17 protein-coding genes are annotated in these 14,968 nt (G+C 66.2%); 6 read left to right on the top strand and 11 right to left on the bottom strand.

The genetic code is table 11. From position 1 onward, the window contains the following. The first annotated feature begins 2 nt into the window (after positions 1 to 2). Complete coding sequence (locus AC07M1_RS02000; RefSeq protein WP_495160895.1) at positions 3 to 917, top strand: TraB/GumN family protein; 915 nt, start codon at positions 3 to 5, stop codon at positions 915 to 917. Between the two features lie 67 nt (positions 918 to 984). On the opposite strand, the gene AC07M1_RS01995 is transcribed toward AC07M1_RS02000, so the two are convergent. The 5 genes from AC07M1_RS01995 to AC07M1_RS01975 are packed head-to-tail and all read right to left on the bottom strand — an operon-like array spanning position 985 to position 4,978. Beyond that, positions 985 to 1,743, bottom strand: coding sequence for an exonuclease domain-containing protein (locus tag AC07M1_RS01995; protein ID WP_495160894.1), 759 nt, complete (start codon positions 1,741 to 1,743; stop codon positions 985 to 987). A gap of 48 nt (positions 1,744 to 1,791) precedes the next feature. Continuing rightward, positions 1,792 to 2,421 (bottom strand): GNAT family N-acetyltransferase, encoded by a 630-nt coding sequence (locus AC07M1_RS01990; protein WP_495160893.1) that lies wholly within the window; start codon positions 2,419 to 2,421, stop codon positions 1,792 to 1,794. A gap of 10 nt (positions 2,422 to 2,431) precedes the next feature. Beyond that, positions 2,432 to 3,814: a phosphoglucomutase/phosphomannomutase PgmG gene (gene pgmG, locus AC07M1_RS01985; RefSeq protein WP_495160892.1), complete on the bottom strand. Its 1,383-nt coding sequence runs from the start codon at positions 3,812 to 3,814 to the stop codon at positions 2,432 to 2,434. 53 nt (positions 3,815 to 3,867) lie between these two features. Continuing rightward, complete coding sequence (locus AC07M1_RS01980) at positions 3,868 to 4,167, bottom strand: J domain-containing protein (RefSeq protein ID WP_495160891.1); 300 nt, start codon at positions 4,165 to 4,167, stop codon at positions 3,868 to 3,870. 10 nt (positions 4,168 to 4,177) lie between these two features. Next, entirely contained in the window at positions 4,178 to 4,978 is an 801-nt protein-coding gene (locus AC07M1_RS01975) for a division plane positioning ATPase MipZ (RefSeq protein ID WP_495160890.1), read from the bottom strand. 81 nt (positions 4,979 to 5,059) lie between these two features. Between AC07M1_RS01975 and panC the strand changes: the two genes are divergently transcribed. Next, positions 5,060 to 5,899, top strand: coding sequence for a pantoate--beta-alanine ligase (gene panC, locus AC07M1_RS01970; RefSeq protein ID WP_495160889.1), 840 nt, complete (start codon positions 5,060 to 5,062; stop codon positions 5,897 to 5,899). Positions 5,900 to 5,990: 91 nt separating this feature from the next. Beyond that, positions 5,991 to 6,287, top strand: coding sequence for a hypothetical protein (locus AC07M1_RS01965; RefSeq protein ID WP_495160888.1), 297 nt, complete (start codon positions 5,991 to 5,993; stop codon positions 6,285 to 6,287). 9 nt (positions 6,288 to 6,296) lie between these two features. On the opposite strand, the gene AC07M1_RS01960 is transcribed toward AC07M1_RS01965, so the two are convergent. Next, the gene (locus AC07M1_RS01960) at positions 6,297 to 6,746 is read right to left on the bottom strand and encodes a GNAT family N-acetyltransferase (protein WP_495160887.1); all 450 of its coding nucleotides are present in this window, start codon (positions 6,744 to 6,746) and stop codon (positions 6,297 to 6,299) included. Then, entirely contained in the window at positions 6,743 to 9,292 is a 2,550-nt protein-coding gene (topA, locus tag AC07M1_RS01955) for a type I DNA topoisomerase (protein ID WP_495160886.1), read from the bottom strand. The genes AC07M1_RS01960 and topA overlap by 4 nt, the downstream gene beginning before the upstream one ends. Before the next feature lie 106 nt (positions 9,293 to 9,398). Between topA and AC07M1_RS01950 the strand changes: the two genes are divergently transcribed. Continuing rightward, the gene (locus tag AC07M1_RS01950) at positions 9,399 to 10,823 is read left to right on the top strand and encodes a hypothetical protein (RefSeq protein ID WP_495160885.1); all 1,425 of its coding nucleotides are present in this window, start codon (positions 9,399 to 9,401) and stop codon (positions 10,821 to 10,823) included. 87 nt (positions 10,824 to 10,910) lie between these two features. Further along, positions 10,911 to 11,339 (top strand): hemerythrin domain-containing protein, encoded by a 429-nt coding sequence (locus AC07M1_RS01945; RefSeq protein WP_495160884.1) that lies wholly within the window; start codon positions 10,911 to 10,913, stop codon positions 11,337 to 11,339. Between the two features lie 12 nt (positions 11,340 to 11,351). Here AC07M1_RS01945 and AC07M1_RS01940 read toward each other — a convergent pair whose 3' ends face one another. Genes AC07M1_RS01940 through plsY form a run of 3 tightly spaced genes read right to left on the bottom strand, consistent with a single transcriptional unit; the run spans position 11,352 to position 13,699 of the window. Continuing rightward, entirely contained in the window at positions 11,352 to 12,005 is a 654-nt protein-coding gene (locus AC07M1_RS01940; RefSeq protein WP_495160883.1) for a hypothetical protein, read from the bottom strand. A 10-nt stretch (positions 12,006 to 12,015) separates the two neighbouring features. Next, the gene (gene dprA / locus AC07M1_RS01935; protein WP_495160882.1) at positions 12,016 to 13,101 is read right to left on the bottom strand and encodes a DNA-processing protein DprA; all 1,086 of its coding nucleotides are present in this window, start codon (positions 13,099 to 13,101) and stop codon (positions 12,016 to 12,018) included. Continuing rightward, positions 13,094 to 13,699, bottom strand: a complete 606-nt coding sequence (gene plsY / locus AC07M1_RS01930; RefSeq protein WP_495162795.1) for a glycerol-3-phosphate 1-O-acyltransferase PlsY — start codon at positions 13,697 to 13,699, stop codon at positions 13,094 to 13,096. Before plsY ends, dprA begins: the two co-directional genes overlap by 8 nt. Positions 13,700 to 13,778: 79 nt before the next feature. Here plsY and murI point away from each other — a divergent pair, with 79 nt between their 5' ends. Beyond that, positions 13,779 to 14,576 carry a glutamate racemase gene (murI, locus tag AC07M1_RS01925; RefSeq protein WP_495160881.1) on the top strand — a complete coding sequence of 266 codons (798 nt, stop codon included), beginning with the start codon at positions 13,779 to 13,781 and terminating at the stop codon, positions 14,574 to 14,576. A 57-nt stretch (positions 14,577 to 14,633) separates the two neighbouring features. Here the strand turns inward: murI and AC07M1_RS01920 are convergent, their stop codons facing one another. Then, positions 14,634 to 14,789 carry a hypothetical protein gene (locus tag AC07M1_RS01920; protein WP_495160880.1) on the bottom strand — a complete coding sequence of 52 codons (156 nt, stop codon included), beginning with the start codon at positions 14,787 to 14,789 and terminating at the stop codon, positions 14,634 to 14,636. Positions 14,790 to 14,968 lie beyond the last annotated feature (179 nt).

Here is a 14,968-nt window from a genome sequence, read left to right as displayed (position 1 = left end):
GAATGACCCATATGCTCTTGCGCGCGGGTTCCGCGCTCGCGCTGCTTTTCGCCGCGCCCAACGCCATCGCGCAGCAGGCCGCGCCGGCGCCCGCGGTCGAGACCAAGGACGCCGATCCCGCTCTGTGGGTGGTGAAGGACCACGACACCACCATCTATCTCTTCGGAACGATCCACATCCTGCGGCCCGGCCTGTCCTGGTTCGACGAGGCGGTGAAGAAGGCGTTCGACGAGAGCGGCGAGCTGGTCACCGAGATCGGCGTGATGCCCGATCCGGCGGCGGCCCAGCCCCTGGTCATGAAGTACGGCTTCAACGCGACCGGCCCGGCACTGACCGAGCGTTTGCCGTCCGACAAGCGCGAGGCGTTCACCAAGGCGGTCGCCGGCCTTGGCCTGCCACAGGCAGCGGTCGATCGCTTCGATCCGTGGCTGGCAGCGGTCCAGATGTCGATGCTGTCGGTGATGCGACTTGGTTACGACCCCAAGAGCGGGGTCGAGGAAGCGCTCCACACCGCGGCGAAAGCGGCGAACAAGCCGATCTCCGGCCTCGAGACGATGGAGCAGCAGTTCAGCTTCTTCGATTCGCTGTCCGAGGAGTCGCAGATCGCGTTCCTGATCGAGACGGTCGAGAAGCTGCCCGAAGCCGGGCCGATGCTGGACAAGATGGTCGTCGAATGGGGCGCCGGCGATGCCGACGGACTCGCCGCACTGATGAACGAAGGCCTCAAGTCCGCGCCGCAAGTGGGCAAGGTTCTGCTCGCCGACCGCAATGCACGCTGGGCCGAATGGATTCAGACACGGCTCGACAAGCCGGGCACGGTCTTCGTCGCGGTCGGCGCGGGGCATCTGGCCGGTAGCGAGAGCGTTCAGACCTATCTCGCCAAGCGCAAGATCAAGGCGACGCGGATCAATTATTGATCGCAACGCCGCCGTGGCCGGAGGGTGGGGCTGCCCCTCAGCCTTCGGTCACGGCACCCTTGCTCATTCAGAAGAGCAACGGCTCTCGCTCGGGCCGCGCGATGCGGCCATGTCCGCGGCGACGCTCCAGCTCGATCTGCGCGGTGTAACGGATGTCGGGATCGCGATCCTGGAGGAAGGCATCGAGCGAATCGTCGTCGATCTCGCTCCATTCCTTGCCGCGATCCGGGCCATAGCGGACGCGTGGAAGCAGACCGGGCAGCTTCGACCATTCAATCAGCTGCGCAACACTCACCGTATTGAGCATGTCACGCAGGTGGTGCGCCGTCACATAAGCATCGGGGAAGGCGCGATGCGCGGGCAGGCCGCGCTCGTGCTCCAGCCCCTCGGGCATGCGATAATAGCGCAGGAACTGGTTGGAAAAACCGGGGCTGTCGGTCCACAGACGCAAGGCGCATTTATAGGTGCAGATCCAGTCCGCCCCACGTGTCAGCGCCGGGGTGCAGAACTGCTCCTCGAAGCTGGCGCGATGCGCCGCCAAGGCCACCCGGCGCGGCCAAGGGTCGAGGATCGGGCGCGCGACATCGTGCCACCAGGGCGCATCGGCCACATCCTCGTCGCGGATATGGTGGATCGCCATGGTGAGCGGCGGAATCGGGCGGCCGGGATTGACCATTCGGCTGCCGCCCTCACCCTGGAGCTCCCAACGCCCGTCGGCACCGAGCGCGACGTCCTGCCAGCCGATTTCGCATACGGCATGCGCCGGCGGCTTATCGCCGGTGGTCTCAAGGTCGATGACGCGGATGATCTGGGGCGGAGGGGCCATGGCGCCTAAGTGCGCGGTGGCGCGTCGAAAAGCGAGTCGAAACGCGGATCAGACACGCGGGATTTCGGCGGTGACGAAGGGTGAGATCACCGTCCAGCCAAGCGTGGCATAGAGCGCGCGGCCATCGTCGGTGGCAACAAGCAGTTCGGTCGCGGCGTGGTCCGCCCGCGTCTCGCGCAACGCCGCCATCACCACGCGGCCCAGCCCCCGGCGGCGATGATCCGGTTCGGTGATGATCCGATCATAGACGAACACACTCGCCGCCTCGGCCGCCGTGCCGCTGGCGGCAAGCTCGCCGTCCGGCGCCAGGATCGTGACGCGGCTGCCGCGCGCATCGCGATCAAGCTGCAGCCTGTAGCCCGCGGACAAGGCGGCCGGCGGCGACGGAGCCTGCGGTCCCCGCATGACGTAGCCGGGCTCATCCTGGAGTCGCCAACGCGGAGGAAGCGCGGCAAGCAACTCTTCGCCCGTGCCGCACAGTTTGAGGAAATGGCCCGGCGTGTCGAGCATCTGCCCAAGTTCGAAAAGCCCCTCATCGGGCCGGGTGAACGCCCAGCGACGGATTTCCACCTCGCCCGCGGTATCGACCCGAAAGCCGCCGCGATCCGCCACCGGCGCCGGCAGCCCGCGCGCGATCGAGCGCGCGGCGAGCCAGCCGAACAACAGGGCGTCGTTCAATGTACCGGCTTCAGTGCGCGGCCTGGGGCCCGCGCTGAAGGCCGCTCGCCTCCAACTGCGCATCGATCTGCGCGAGCAGGCGGTCGAGCGCCTCCTGGCTGCGGGCTTCGGCGCGCGCCACCAGCACGTCCTGCGTGTTCGACGCCCGCAGCAGCCACCAGCCATCGGGCGTGTTGACTCGCGCACCATCGGTGTCGTTGACATCGGCGCCAGCCGCCTTGAGTCGCTCCAGCACCTCGTCGATCACCGCGAACTTGCGGCTCTCATCGACCTGAAAGCGCATTTCCGGCGTGTTGACGAAAGCCGGCATGTTGCCGCGAATCTCGGTCAGCGACTTGCCGTTCAGATGGACGGCGTTGATCAGCTGCACCGCTGCATATTGCGCGTCGTCAAAGCCGTAATAATCCTGCGCGAAAAAGATATGGCCGCTCATCTCGCCGGCGAGCGGTGAGTGAGTCTCCTTCATCTTCATCTTCACGAGACTATGGCCGGTCTTCCACATCACCGGCTCGCCGCCGAGCTCCGCGACGCGGTCGAACAGCATCTGCGACGCCTTAACGTCCGCGATGATCGTCGCTCCCGGTGCCTTCTTCAGGACAGGTTCGGCCAGAATGGACAGAAGCTGATCGCCCCAGATCACACGGCCTTCGCCGTCAATCGCACCAATCCGGTCGCCGTCGCCGTCGAAAGCCAGTCCGAAATCGAGGTTCTTCTCCGCGACCAGCCGCCGCAGGTCCGCCAGATTCTTCTCTTCGGTGGGATCGGGGTGATGGTTCGGAAAATTGCCGTCCACATCGGTGAAGAGCGTGTGATGCTCACCTGGCAGGAGCTTGACCAGCTTCTCGATCACCGGGCCGGCGACGCCGTTGCCGCAGTCCCAACCAATGCGGAAGGTGCCGCCCGCATAACCCGCGAACAGGCGGCCGACATAGTCGTCGAGGATATCGGCGTCGGTGACGGTACCTTGACCCGCTTCCCAGTCGCCCGCGGCGGCAAGCTTGCCGATTTCCTGAATATCCTGGCCGAAAAACGGTCGATGCTGAAACACCATCTTGAAGCCGTTGTAATCGCCGGGATTGTGGCTGCCGGTTATCTGGATGCCGCCATCCACCTCTAGGATCGCCTCGGCATAATAGAGCATCGGCGTCGGTCCCATGCCGACCCGCACCACGTCGCAACCTGACGTGGTCAGCCCGTCGATCAGCGCGGCCTCCAGCGCCGGCGAGGAAACACGGCCGTCGCGACCCACCGCGACGCGATGTCCGCCCGCGCGGCGCAGCAGCGTCGCGAAGCCGCGCCCGATCGCGCGCGCGTCCTCGACCCCCAGCGTCTTTCCAACGATACCGCGAATGTCATACTCGCGAAGCGAGGTCGGGTCGAAACGATGCGTCACAAGTGCCTCCGGATGATTCGGTAACCGCCCAATTCGCGAGCGGCATGGAAAGTTCAATCGCCAGTCTTTGGGAGCAGCCGGTCGCGCGCCGCGTTCACCTGCCGCGTCAGCTCAGGCGAGCCGCCACGGTCGGGATGGACACTGGCGATCAGCTTGCGATGCGCGGCGCGTATTTCCTCCGGTCCGGCGTCGGGCCCAACGCCCAGTACGGCGCGGGCGTCGGCTTCGGGTCCGGTCGGTGCCGGCGGAACGGGCGCAGGCTTGGGCGTACCAGGCAGCGGCCGTCCCCAGCCATGCCACATCCGCCAGCCAAGCCAGCCGACGGCGATCGCGGTGAGGAGCTTCCAGATCACCGTCGCGCGCTCAAGCGAAGACCGGGATGGTGCCGGCGGTTTCGGGCAATGCCAGCCCCGCCATCATCTCGCGCAGTTCCTGCCGCGCGGCGACATGCGCCAGGCCCATCTGCCCAAACTCGCGCGCATCGAGCATCGTCAGCCCCTTCGGAAACAGCTCGCGATAGATGACGCGTTCGGACAGGCCCGGGATGACGCGGAAGCCGACGCGCTTGGCGAGCTGGTCGATCGCCTCCGATACGCGCTTCATGTTGCGCGCCTCGATATGCTGCATCCGATTGCGCAGGACGACCCAGTCGATCGTCGCGCCGTCCGCTTTGGCGCGGCGCTTGCGCGAATCCCAGATCAGCTCCGAATAGAAGCTTGGCCGCACCACCTTGAACGTGTCGGGATCGACATGGCCGATCAGGTCGAAATCGACGAAGCTGTCGTTCATCGGCGTCACCAGCGTATCGGCGTTGGTGATCGCGATGCGGCCGAACTTGTCGTCGCGGCCGGGCGTGTCGATGATCAGGAAGTCGCTGTCGGCTCCCAGCCGCTCCAGCGACTCCGAGAACAGATCGTCGCTTTCGCCATCATGCGTCTCGTAGCGCGGCATCGGCAGCTCGCGGCCGCTGCGCTTGATCGATTCGCCGCGATTGTCGAGATACCGACCCAAGGTCCGCTGGCGGTGATCGAGGTCGAGACAGCTGACCCGCGCGCCCCGCGCCGCCAGCGCGATCGCGGTGTGGACAGCGGTGGTGGACTTGCCCGTCCCGCCCTTCTCGTTGGCGAAGACGATCACATGCAACGGGTTCGACGCTTCGCCCACCAATGAACTTCCTTGATTGATCCCTGGGCCTCCCCCCCATAGAAGGCCGCGCTTCCCGTCCATATCCAAGGCCTCATTCGCGTGCAAACCGTCCGTCAGCTCCCCGAACTTCGTAATGCCATTTCGGGAATCCGTGCTGCCGGCGAACGGATCGCGTTCGTGCCGACGATGGGCGCGCTGCACGCCGGGCATATGGCGCTGGTGGCCGAAGCGAAACTGGCGGCGGATCGCGTGATCGTCTCGATCTTCGTCAACCCCAAGCAGTTCGGCCCGAACGAGGATCTCGCCAAATATCCGCGCAAGGAACAGGTCGATTCACGCCTGCTCAGCGATGCGGGAGTGGATCTGCTGTGGCTGCCCCCGGTCGAGGTCATGTATCCCGAGGACCATTCGACCCATATCAGCGTTGCCGGTGTCAGTGAGCCGCTCGATGGCGCGTCACGCCCCGGCCATTTCAATGGCGTCGCGACGGTCGTCGCCAAGCTGTTCAACCAGGTGAAGCCAGACATCGCGCTGTTCGGCGAGAAGGATTTCCAGCAGCTTGCCGTGATCCGTCGAATGGTCGCCGATCTCGATTTCGATGTCGAGGTGCGCGGCATACCCACCCAGCGCGACGATGACGGCCTCGCCCTCTCCTCGCGCAACGTCTATCTGATGCCCGAGGATCGTGCCGCCGCCGTGGCGCTTCCGCGAGCGCTCGGCGTCGCAGCCAAGGCGATCGAGAAGGGCGAGGATGCGGACACCGCGCTCGCCACCGCCCGAGCGTCGCTCGAAGCGGCCGGGTTCGAGGTCGACTATGTCGAGCTGGCCGACGCCGAGACGCTCGGCACGTCGGTCGCGGGCAAGCCGCGCCGTCTGCTCGCCGCCGCCCGCATCGGCGGCACGCGACTGATCGACAACATCCCCGTCGAGGCTAGCTGAACCAGCCTCAGGAACACCGTTAACGCTTTGGTTACCATGACTGCCGCAGGCTGCGTCCCATGAGGATACAGATTAAAAGTGGGGCAATGTCATGGGCAATAGTCTTAAGAGCGCACAGTTCCTGATCGATAGCCGGCTGGCCGATGCGGCGCGCGGAAGCGCCGACGCGGCCTATGAACTCGGCATGGTCTATTCGAGCGGCGCGTCGGGCTACGACGTCGACCTGATCGAAGCGCATAAATGGTTCAATATCGCCGCGCTCAAGGGCAGCGCGCACGCGCCGTACATGCGGGCAGAAGTGGCCGAAGACATGAGCGCGCGCGAGATCATCGAAGCGCAGAAGCTGGCGCGAGCCTGGCTTCAGATGACCACGTTGCGCGCGGCCTGATCCATCAGCTCAACCGACGGGGCTGATCGCCAGCTCCATATCGATCCGGTGCATCCCGGGTCCCCAGCCATCCGGCAGATGGCACAGCTCGCGCGCACCGAAGCGCGCGAAGAACGGCGCCGAATGCTGGCTCGCCGCGATGTCGAGAGCCGCGGCGCCACGAGCACTTGCATCCGCCATCGCGGCCAGCATCATCGCGCGCCCGATACCCACGCCTTGCGATGCGGGATCGATCAGGATCCAGTTGAGATGCGCCCGCCCCGGCAGGCCAGGCGCAACCCCGAACGCGCCGCTGATGACACCGTCCGTCACGCACACGCGATACGACGACACCCGATCCAGATACGCCGTATAGTCCGCGCGCTCTCCAGGCGCGAAGAAGCGCGGGCAATTGGCGTCGAACAAGGCGAGACAGGCTTCCGCATCCCCCGGAAGGTAGCTGCGGAAGTCCGGTGTCATGCCTTCGCGGCCACTTTCTTGGCAGGGGCCTTCTTTGCGGGAGCCTTCTTCGCAACAGACTTCTTGGCTGGCGCCTTGCGGCCCTTCTTCTTGGCCGGCCCCGCCGCTGCCTTGGCGTCGATCAGTTGCACCGCTTCCTCGAGCGTCAGCGTTGCCTGATCGACCGACTTGGGCAGAGTCGCATTGGTCGAGCCGTCGGTGAGATAGGGACCGAAGCGCCCCTCCATCAGCTTGATCTCGGCGCCCGACTCGGGATGTGCGCCGAAGACCTTCAACGGCTCGCGGCTGGCGCCGCGCGCCCGGCCGCCACCCGCAGCCGCCTCGGCCAGCTTGACCACCGCGGCGTTCATGCCCGTCTCGAACACGTCCGCCGTCGACGACAGCCGCGCGTACTTGCCGTCATGCGCGAGATAGGGGCCATAGCGCCCGATCGACGCCGTGATCGGCTTGCCGCTTTCGGGATGGTCACCGATCGTGCGCGGCAGGTTGAGCAGCCTCACCGCCCAGTCGAGGTCGAACTCGGGAATGTCCTTGGGGATCGAGGCGCGTGCCGCCTCCTTGCCTTCGCCGCGCTGGATATACGGCCCGAACCGGCCCGAACGGCGCGAAATATCCTCGCCCGTCACCGGGTCCTGCCCGATCACCTCCGGCCCGGTGTCGCCGCCATCCGCACTGCCCGGCTGACCGAAGCGGCGGGTGAACTTGCACTCGGGATAGTTGGAGCAAGCAACGAACGCGCCGAACTTGCCGCCGCGCAGTGCCAGCCGTCCCTCGCCGCAGGACGGGCAGAGGCGCGGATCGCTGCCATCGCCCTTGTCGGGGAAGAGATACGGTTCGAGGAACTGGTCGAGCGCCTCGGTCACCTCGCTCGGCTTGCGCTCCATCACCTCGTCGGTGCGCGGACGGAAATCCTTCCAGAACGCTTCGAGCACCGCCTGCCACCCGGCACGGCCGCCCGACACGTCGTCCAGCTCTTCCTCAAGCCCGGCGGTGAAGTCGTAATTGACGTATTTCTCGAAGAAGCGCTCCAGGAAGGCGGTCAGCAGGCGGCCCGTTTCCTCGGCGAAAAAGCGGTTCTTCTCGACCCGTACATAGGCGCGGTCCTTCAGCACCTGAATGATCGAAGCATAGGTCGAGGGGCGGCCGATGCCGAGCTCTTCCATCCGCTTGACCAGCGAAGCTTCGGAGAAGCGCGGCGGCGGCTGGGTGAAATGCTGCTCGGCATCCACACCCTTCTTGGCAGGAGTATCGCCCTGGCGGATCACGGGGAGGCGGCGTGAATCCTCGTCGCCCTCGTCATCCCGCCCCTCTTCGTAGAGCGCCAGATAACCTGGGAAGATCACCACCTGACCGGTGGCGCGCAGTGCATCCTGCCCGGTCGGCTCCTCCAGCTCGACCGTCGTGCGCTCCATGCGTGCCGACGACATCTGGCTCGCCAGCGCACGCTTCCAGATCAGCTCATAGAGCCTGGCGTGGTCGCCCCCACCCGCCTTGTCGCGGCTGAAATCAGTCGGTCGGATCGCCTCGTGCGCTTCCTGCGCGTTCTTGGCCTTGGTCTGGTACTGGCGTGGCTTGTCGGGGATGTAGCTCGCCTGATAGCGGCCGACGATCGCTTTGCGCGCGGCGTCGATGGCACTGCCGTCCATCTGCACGCCGTCGGTTCGCATATAGGTGATCGCACCATCCTCGTAGAGGCCTTGTGCGATCCGCATCGTATGGCTCGCCGAGAAGCCGAGTTTCCGCGCGGCCTCCTGCTGCAGGGTCGAGGTCGTGAAGGGCGGCGGTGGGTTACGCATCGCCGGCTTGGTCTCGACGCTGGCGACGGTGAAGCGACCCTGCTCGACCGCGGCCTTGGCACGGCTCGCGGTGCCCTCGTCGCCGATCGACAGGCGGTCGAGCTTCTTGCCCTCGAACCGGACGAGCCGCGCGTCGAACGCGGTGCCGTCATGTTCGAGATGCGCGGTGACGCTCCAATATTCCTGTGCCTTGAAGATTTCGATCTCGCGCTCGCGCTCGACGATCAGGCGCAGTGCGACCGACTGGACGCGGCCGGCCGACTTGGCGCCCGGCAGCTTGCGCCACAGCACCGGCGAGAGGGTGAAGCCGACGAGGTAGTCGAGCGCGCGGCGGGCGCGGTAGGCATCGATCAGGTCGGTATCGAGCTGGCGCGGCGCCGCCATCGCCGCGAGGATCGCCGGCTTGGTGATCGCGTTGAAGGTGACGCGCTCGACCTCCTTGGGCAGCGCCTTCTTCTTTGCCAACAGCTCCTGCACATGCCAGCTGATCGCCTCTCCCTCACGGTCAGGGTCGGTGGCCAGGATCAGGCGGTCAGCCTTCTTGGCCTCGTCGGTGATCGCCTTGAGCTGCTTCGCCTTGTCGGCATAGGTCTCCCAGTCCATCGCGAAGCCGTCGTCGGGCTTCACCGATCCGTCCTTGGGCGGCAGGTCGCGGACATGGCCGTAGGAAGCGAGGACGCGATAGTCCTTGCCCAGATACTTCTCGATGGTTTTCGCCTTGGCGGGCGATTCGACGATGACCAGCTGCATGGGGTTCCGATTTGAGGCTTCGCGTATACGCGCGAGGATGGTGAGGTGCGGCGGGCGGCGTCAAGCCGCTTGCTTGGGTAACATGCACATGCCATCGGCGCGGTGCATGGATCATCCCCGCCAACCGGGAGGCGCGGCGCGCATTCCACTTGCCGATCGCAGCATCCTGATCCCGCTCGGGCTGGCGGTGGTCCTGTACCTGGTCCTGATCACCGATATCGGCTTCCTGCTGCCGCCGAGCGTGGCCGAGCGCGACTTCATCCTGAACAGCATGCTCGACCATTTGCTCCGCGGCCGGATGGACGTGGACCCGACGATCGTCGGGCAGGAAGGATTCACGCGCAACGGCCACGTCTATGCCTATTGGGGCGTGCTCCCGGCCCTGCTTCGCCTGCCCTTCACCTGGATTCCCGGCTGGCAGCAGATCAACTTCACGCCCTGGTATTGCGCCGCGGCGGTCACGCTGGGGCTATGGGCCAAGCTGTGGACCGTACGGCTCGTCGCCACCGAATGTCCTGAGCTTCCCCGCTGGCTGATCCGTACGACGGTCGTGGCGCTCGTCCTGTCGGGCGCACAGATCGCGTTCCTGCGCGCCAGCATCTACCAGGAAGTCTGCTTCTGGGCGGCGACCTTTGCCGCATTGTTCGTCGCGGGAGCAATGCATGGCCTGTTGCGCGGTTTTACGCGGACCACGCTGACCGTGATGGCAATCGCCTGCGCCGCCGCCCTGCTCACGCGCGTGTCGGTCGCCGTGGGGCTGTTCGCCGCGTTCGGAATGCTTGCGCTGCTGCACCTCTGGAGGTCCCGGCGCGACCTGGCCGGCTATGCGCGCAGCCATGCGGCGGCCGCGGCCATCCTGCTCATCGCCGTGGTCGCGACCGCGTTGATCAACCAGGCCCGCTGGGGCGATCCGTTCACCTTCGCGGATTACAGCCTGTACAATTTCAACACCGCTTATCCGGACCGGCTCGACCGCACCGTCCACTATGGCCTGTTCAACATCGAGCGCCTGCCATTTGGCCTCGTCTATTATTTCCTGCCCTTCTGGGCGGTGACCGGCGCCGATGGGCAATTGCTGCTGTCCGACATGCGCGACCGGCTGATCGACGCGGTGGAGCTTCCGCCGAGCAGCTTCTTCCTGACCGATCCGCTGCTGCTGACGCTGGCCGTCCTGGGCGTTGCCGCGCTTGTCGCGCGGCGCGCGCGGCAATGGCCGTTTCGCGCCGAAGCCATGCTCATTCTGCTGGGTCTCGCCGCCGCGCCGTTGCTCATGCTGACCGCGATCAGCATGAATTTCCGCTATCGCATGGACTTCTACGCGTTGATCGAGTTCGCCGCCTTTCTCGGCCTCGTCGCTTTGGCGCGCGCGCAATGGGTCCACACCGCACGGCGCTGGATGATCGGCGCCACCCTGGTCGGTATCCTCGGCTCGATCGTCACGATGCTGCTGTACAAACTCGGCGATTTCGGTCCGGCCCAGCTCCTCCTGCGCGACGGGCTCACGGAATATTATGCGGCGCTGCTCCGCTGATCGAAAGACTCCGTGCGAGGGCCATACCCGGCTTCTTAACCCATTCTGGTTATTCGATAGTGGGATTCCTTCGTTAGGCGAGTCGGAATGCTGTCGTTCGAGGATCTCCTGCACGACCACAGCGCCATCTTTGCGGTGGTCCGGGACCTTGTGCGCGACATCGAAAACGACGCCGGCTCCGACACGCTTTCCGCCAACCTGAAACAGCTCGATGCGCTGCTCACTCCGCACCTCGCGATCGAGGACGAACAGATCTACCCGCTGCTGCTCGCCAGCGACGATGCCGGCCAGCGGATCATGGCGGAGGAGGCGATCTACGCCTTCGCCTCGGTCGCGAGCGACTGGAACGCCTTCGTCGCGGCATGGGGCGAACCGGCAATCGCCGCCGACCGCATGCGCTTCGTAACGGACCTTCAGGCGCTGCTCGGTACGCTTCAACGGCGCGTGAAGGCGGAAAATGAGGTTCTCTACCCCATGGCCCTGCGCGCTGCGCATATCCGGCTGCGCGCCGCCTGATGGGCCGCAGCCCTAGGCGAAAATCTCCTCGAACTCCCGTTCGCGGCTGGCAAACCCCTGATAGACGGCGACGCTCAGCATCCAGGTCATCACCAGGGTGAGGTTGAGCAGGATGTTCGCGACCGTCACGGCCGCCAGCTGCTCGAGAAACGCGTCGACCTCCCAGAGATAGGCGAGGATCGCGCCCAGCATGGGAATAAGAGTAAGAAGATAGGCGGCCCCGATCGCCTTCCAATGATCCCCGGTCCGCCGCCACGCCTCACCCAGCGCGTCATTGGTATGCAGTCGCTCGACGCCAAGGACGAGCGGAATGGCCGGCATCCATCGGAGGCTGAGCAGAATGCCGGGAACGATCAGGAGTATCAAGCCGAGCACGATTCCAAGTCCCGACACGATCGAGACGCCACAATAGGATACGGCAGCACCGGATAAATTCGTTGCCAGCAACCCTTCACGCGCCAGCGCCAGCCGGACGATCCAGTACTGGATGATCATCGAGACGATATTGAGCGGCAGGCTCAACCACGAATCCGGAAAATAATGATCCCAGGTCGTACCCAGCCCCGCCAGAACCAGGATCGCGATCGCCACCGGGATCGCATTGTCGCGCAGCAGGGTGAACATCCGCTCGATGATCCGCCCCGCCTGCATCGCCCGCTCGTCCATCGCGCTCCCTTCAGCCCCAACTCACACGCCCGCCCGCGTGCCGTTCCAGCCGCCCACCCAGCTCGAGTTCGAGCAGCACCAGCTGAACCATCGCGGCGGGAACGCCGGCCTGCCGGATCAGCTCGTCGACGGGCACAGGCACCGGACCCAGCAGCCCTTCGATCCGCCGCCGGTCCGCATCGCCGGGCTCGACCGCGGGTTCGCTGTCATAGCCGCTGACCGGCGCGCGCACCGCCCGCAGGTCGATCGGACGGATCGCCTCCAATATGTCCTCGACGCTTTGCACCAGGGTCGCGCCCTCGCGGATCAGCAAATTGCACCCCTGGGCACGCGGATCGAGCGGCGAGCCGGGCACCGCCAACACCTCACGCCCCGCCTCGGCGGCGATGCGCGCGGTGATCAGCGATCCGGAACGCGGCGCAGCCTCGACCACCACCGTCCCTTGCGCCAGGCCGGCGATGATGCGGTTGCGCGATGGAAAGTGGCGCGCGAGCGGTTCGGCGCCCGGCGGTTGCTCGGCGACCAACAGCCCCTCGACCGCGACCCGCTCCTGCAGCTCGCGATTCTCGGGCGGAAAAGCGATGTCGATCCCGCTCGCGATCACCCCCACGGTACCGCCGGCGATCGATCCGTGATGGGCCGCGGTATCGATCCCCCGCGCCAATCCCGAAACCACGGTCGCGCCCCCCTCCACCAACCCCTGGGCCAGCTGCCGGGCAAAGCGGCAGGCTGCGGCGGAGGCATTGCGCGCGCCGACCATCGCGACACAGGGCCGGCGGCTCAGCGCCACGTCGCCCCGAACGATCAGCGCGGGCGGCGCGTTTTCCAGTTCGGCGAGCAACGGCGGATAGTCCGCATCGCCAAGGAACAGATACCGCGCGCCAAGCTTCGCTACCGCCGCGATCTCACGCCGCGCAAATCCGACATCCGCGATCGCGGGCGCGGCACCACCGCCGCGCATCGCCAGCGCCGGGAGCGCGTCGAGCGCTGCGTCGGCACTCCCGAAGCGGGCAATCAGCTGGCGGTAGGCAACGGGGCCGATACGCGGCGAGCGGATCAGCCGGAGACGGGCGAGATCAGTCTCGCCTTCACCCATTCTTTCGGCCGATGCGCGGCTCCGTACCGGCCAGCAACCGCTGGATATTCTCACGATGCTTCCACAGCACCACCAGCGCCAGGCCAAGCAGCAGCGGCACGATATCGGTCCGGCCGAAATATGCGGCGCTCGCTGGTGCGCTGACCGCCGCGAGCATCCCCGCGACCGAGGAAATGCGCAGCCCCGCCAACAGCCCCAGCCACACCACGGCATAGACCAGCCCCGACGGCCAGTGGAGCGCGAGAACGATACCCATCAGCGTCGCGACGCCCTTGCCCCCCCGAAATTTGAGCCAGACCGGATAGCAATGGCCGAAGAACGCGCCCGCCGCAGCGAGCACGCCACTGCCCGGCCACAGCGCGTCGGCGATCCACACCGCCGCTGCGCCCTTGAGCAGGTCGAGCAGCAGGGTCGCCGCGGCCAGGCCCTTGCGGCCGGTGCGCAGCACGTTGGTCGCCCCGATATTGCCCGATCCGATCGTACGCAGATCGCCCGCACCCGCGGCCCGCGTCAGCAGCACGCCGAACGGGATCGAGCCGAGCAGATAGCCCAGCAGCAGCGCCAATGTCGGCGTTTGCCAGAGAATTTCAGTGGTCAGCGTGCGTCCCCTTGCTTGCGCCAAAGCTAGGTCCTTCGATAAGCGGGCGCAACAACCTCGAGTCAGGCGAACCCGCGATATGGCCGATACCCGGCCCCTTCTCTTCTTCGATTCGGGCGTGGGCGGCCTGTCGGTGCTGGCCCCGGCCCGCGCACTGCTGCCGCATGCGCCATTGATCTATGCCGCCGACAGCGCCGGCTTTCCCTACGGAACCAAGAGCGAGGAAGAGATCGCGGCACGCGTGCCCGCGCTGCTGGGCCGCCTTGCCGAGCGCTACCGGCCACGACTGATCGTGATCGCGTGCAACACCGCATCGACGATCGCGCTCACCCATGTCCGCGCCGCACTCGACATTCCGATCGTCGGCACGGTCCCGGCGATCAAGCCCGCCGCCGCGCTTTCAAAGACACGGGTGATCGGCGTGCTGGGCACCGAAGCGACGGTGCGCCAGCCCTATGTCGATGACCTTGCCGCCCGGTTCGCGGCGGATTGCACGGTGATCCGGCATGGCAGCGCCGAGCTGGTCCAGTTGGCCGAAGCGAAGCTGCATGGCGCGACCCCCGATCCGGCTCGGTTCCGCGCGGTCCTCGACGGGCTGTTCGGACAGCCCGAGGGCGATCGCATCGATGTGATCGTCAACGCCTGTACCCATTTCCCGCTGGTCGAGGCCGAACTTGCCGCCGCCGCGCCGCATCCGGTTGCCTTTGTCGATGGCGGCCCCGGTATCGCCCGGCGCATCGCCCATCTGACCGACGGACAGGGTTGGCCGGAGGTTCCGCCACCCGGAATCGCCGTGTTCACCCGGCTCGACGATCACGCGCGAATGCTCGCGCCGGGGTTGGCGAGCTATGGCCTCGAGCGAATCGAGGCGCTTTGACGGCTTGGGTGGCCGTATGTCATCAGGACATTCACCTCCGTCGGATCCAGTCGCGGATCAGCCGGACGGCGGCATCATCGCCCGTACGCGTTCTGCGTAGCGCGCGGCCAGGTCGAGATGCGCGCGACGCGCGGTCCGGTCCTGCGCGCGCTCGGCACAGTCGCGCTCGTCGCGCTCGCGTTTCCTGAAATAGGCGTAGTCGTTGCGTTCCATGTCCGTCCCCCTCGCTTCGGGTGGGAGTGCGATGGCCCTGAGCCGTGGAAACGCTCGGAGTCCCGATTCCACGCTATGGTCATCATAGCATGGAGTCGCGGTTCCATGGTGATATCTTCACGGCATGAGGCATTCATCGAGTCTCGCCCAGGTACAGGATGCGCGCGATCCAATCGCTC

This window comes from Sphingomonas sp. GW821-FHT10C01, assembly GCF_059415525.1.
This window is presented reverse-complemented; position numbering and strand designations above follow the sequence as displayed.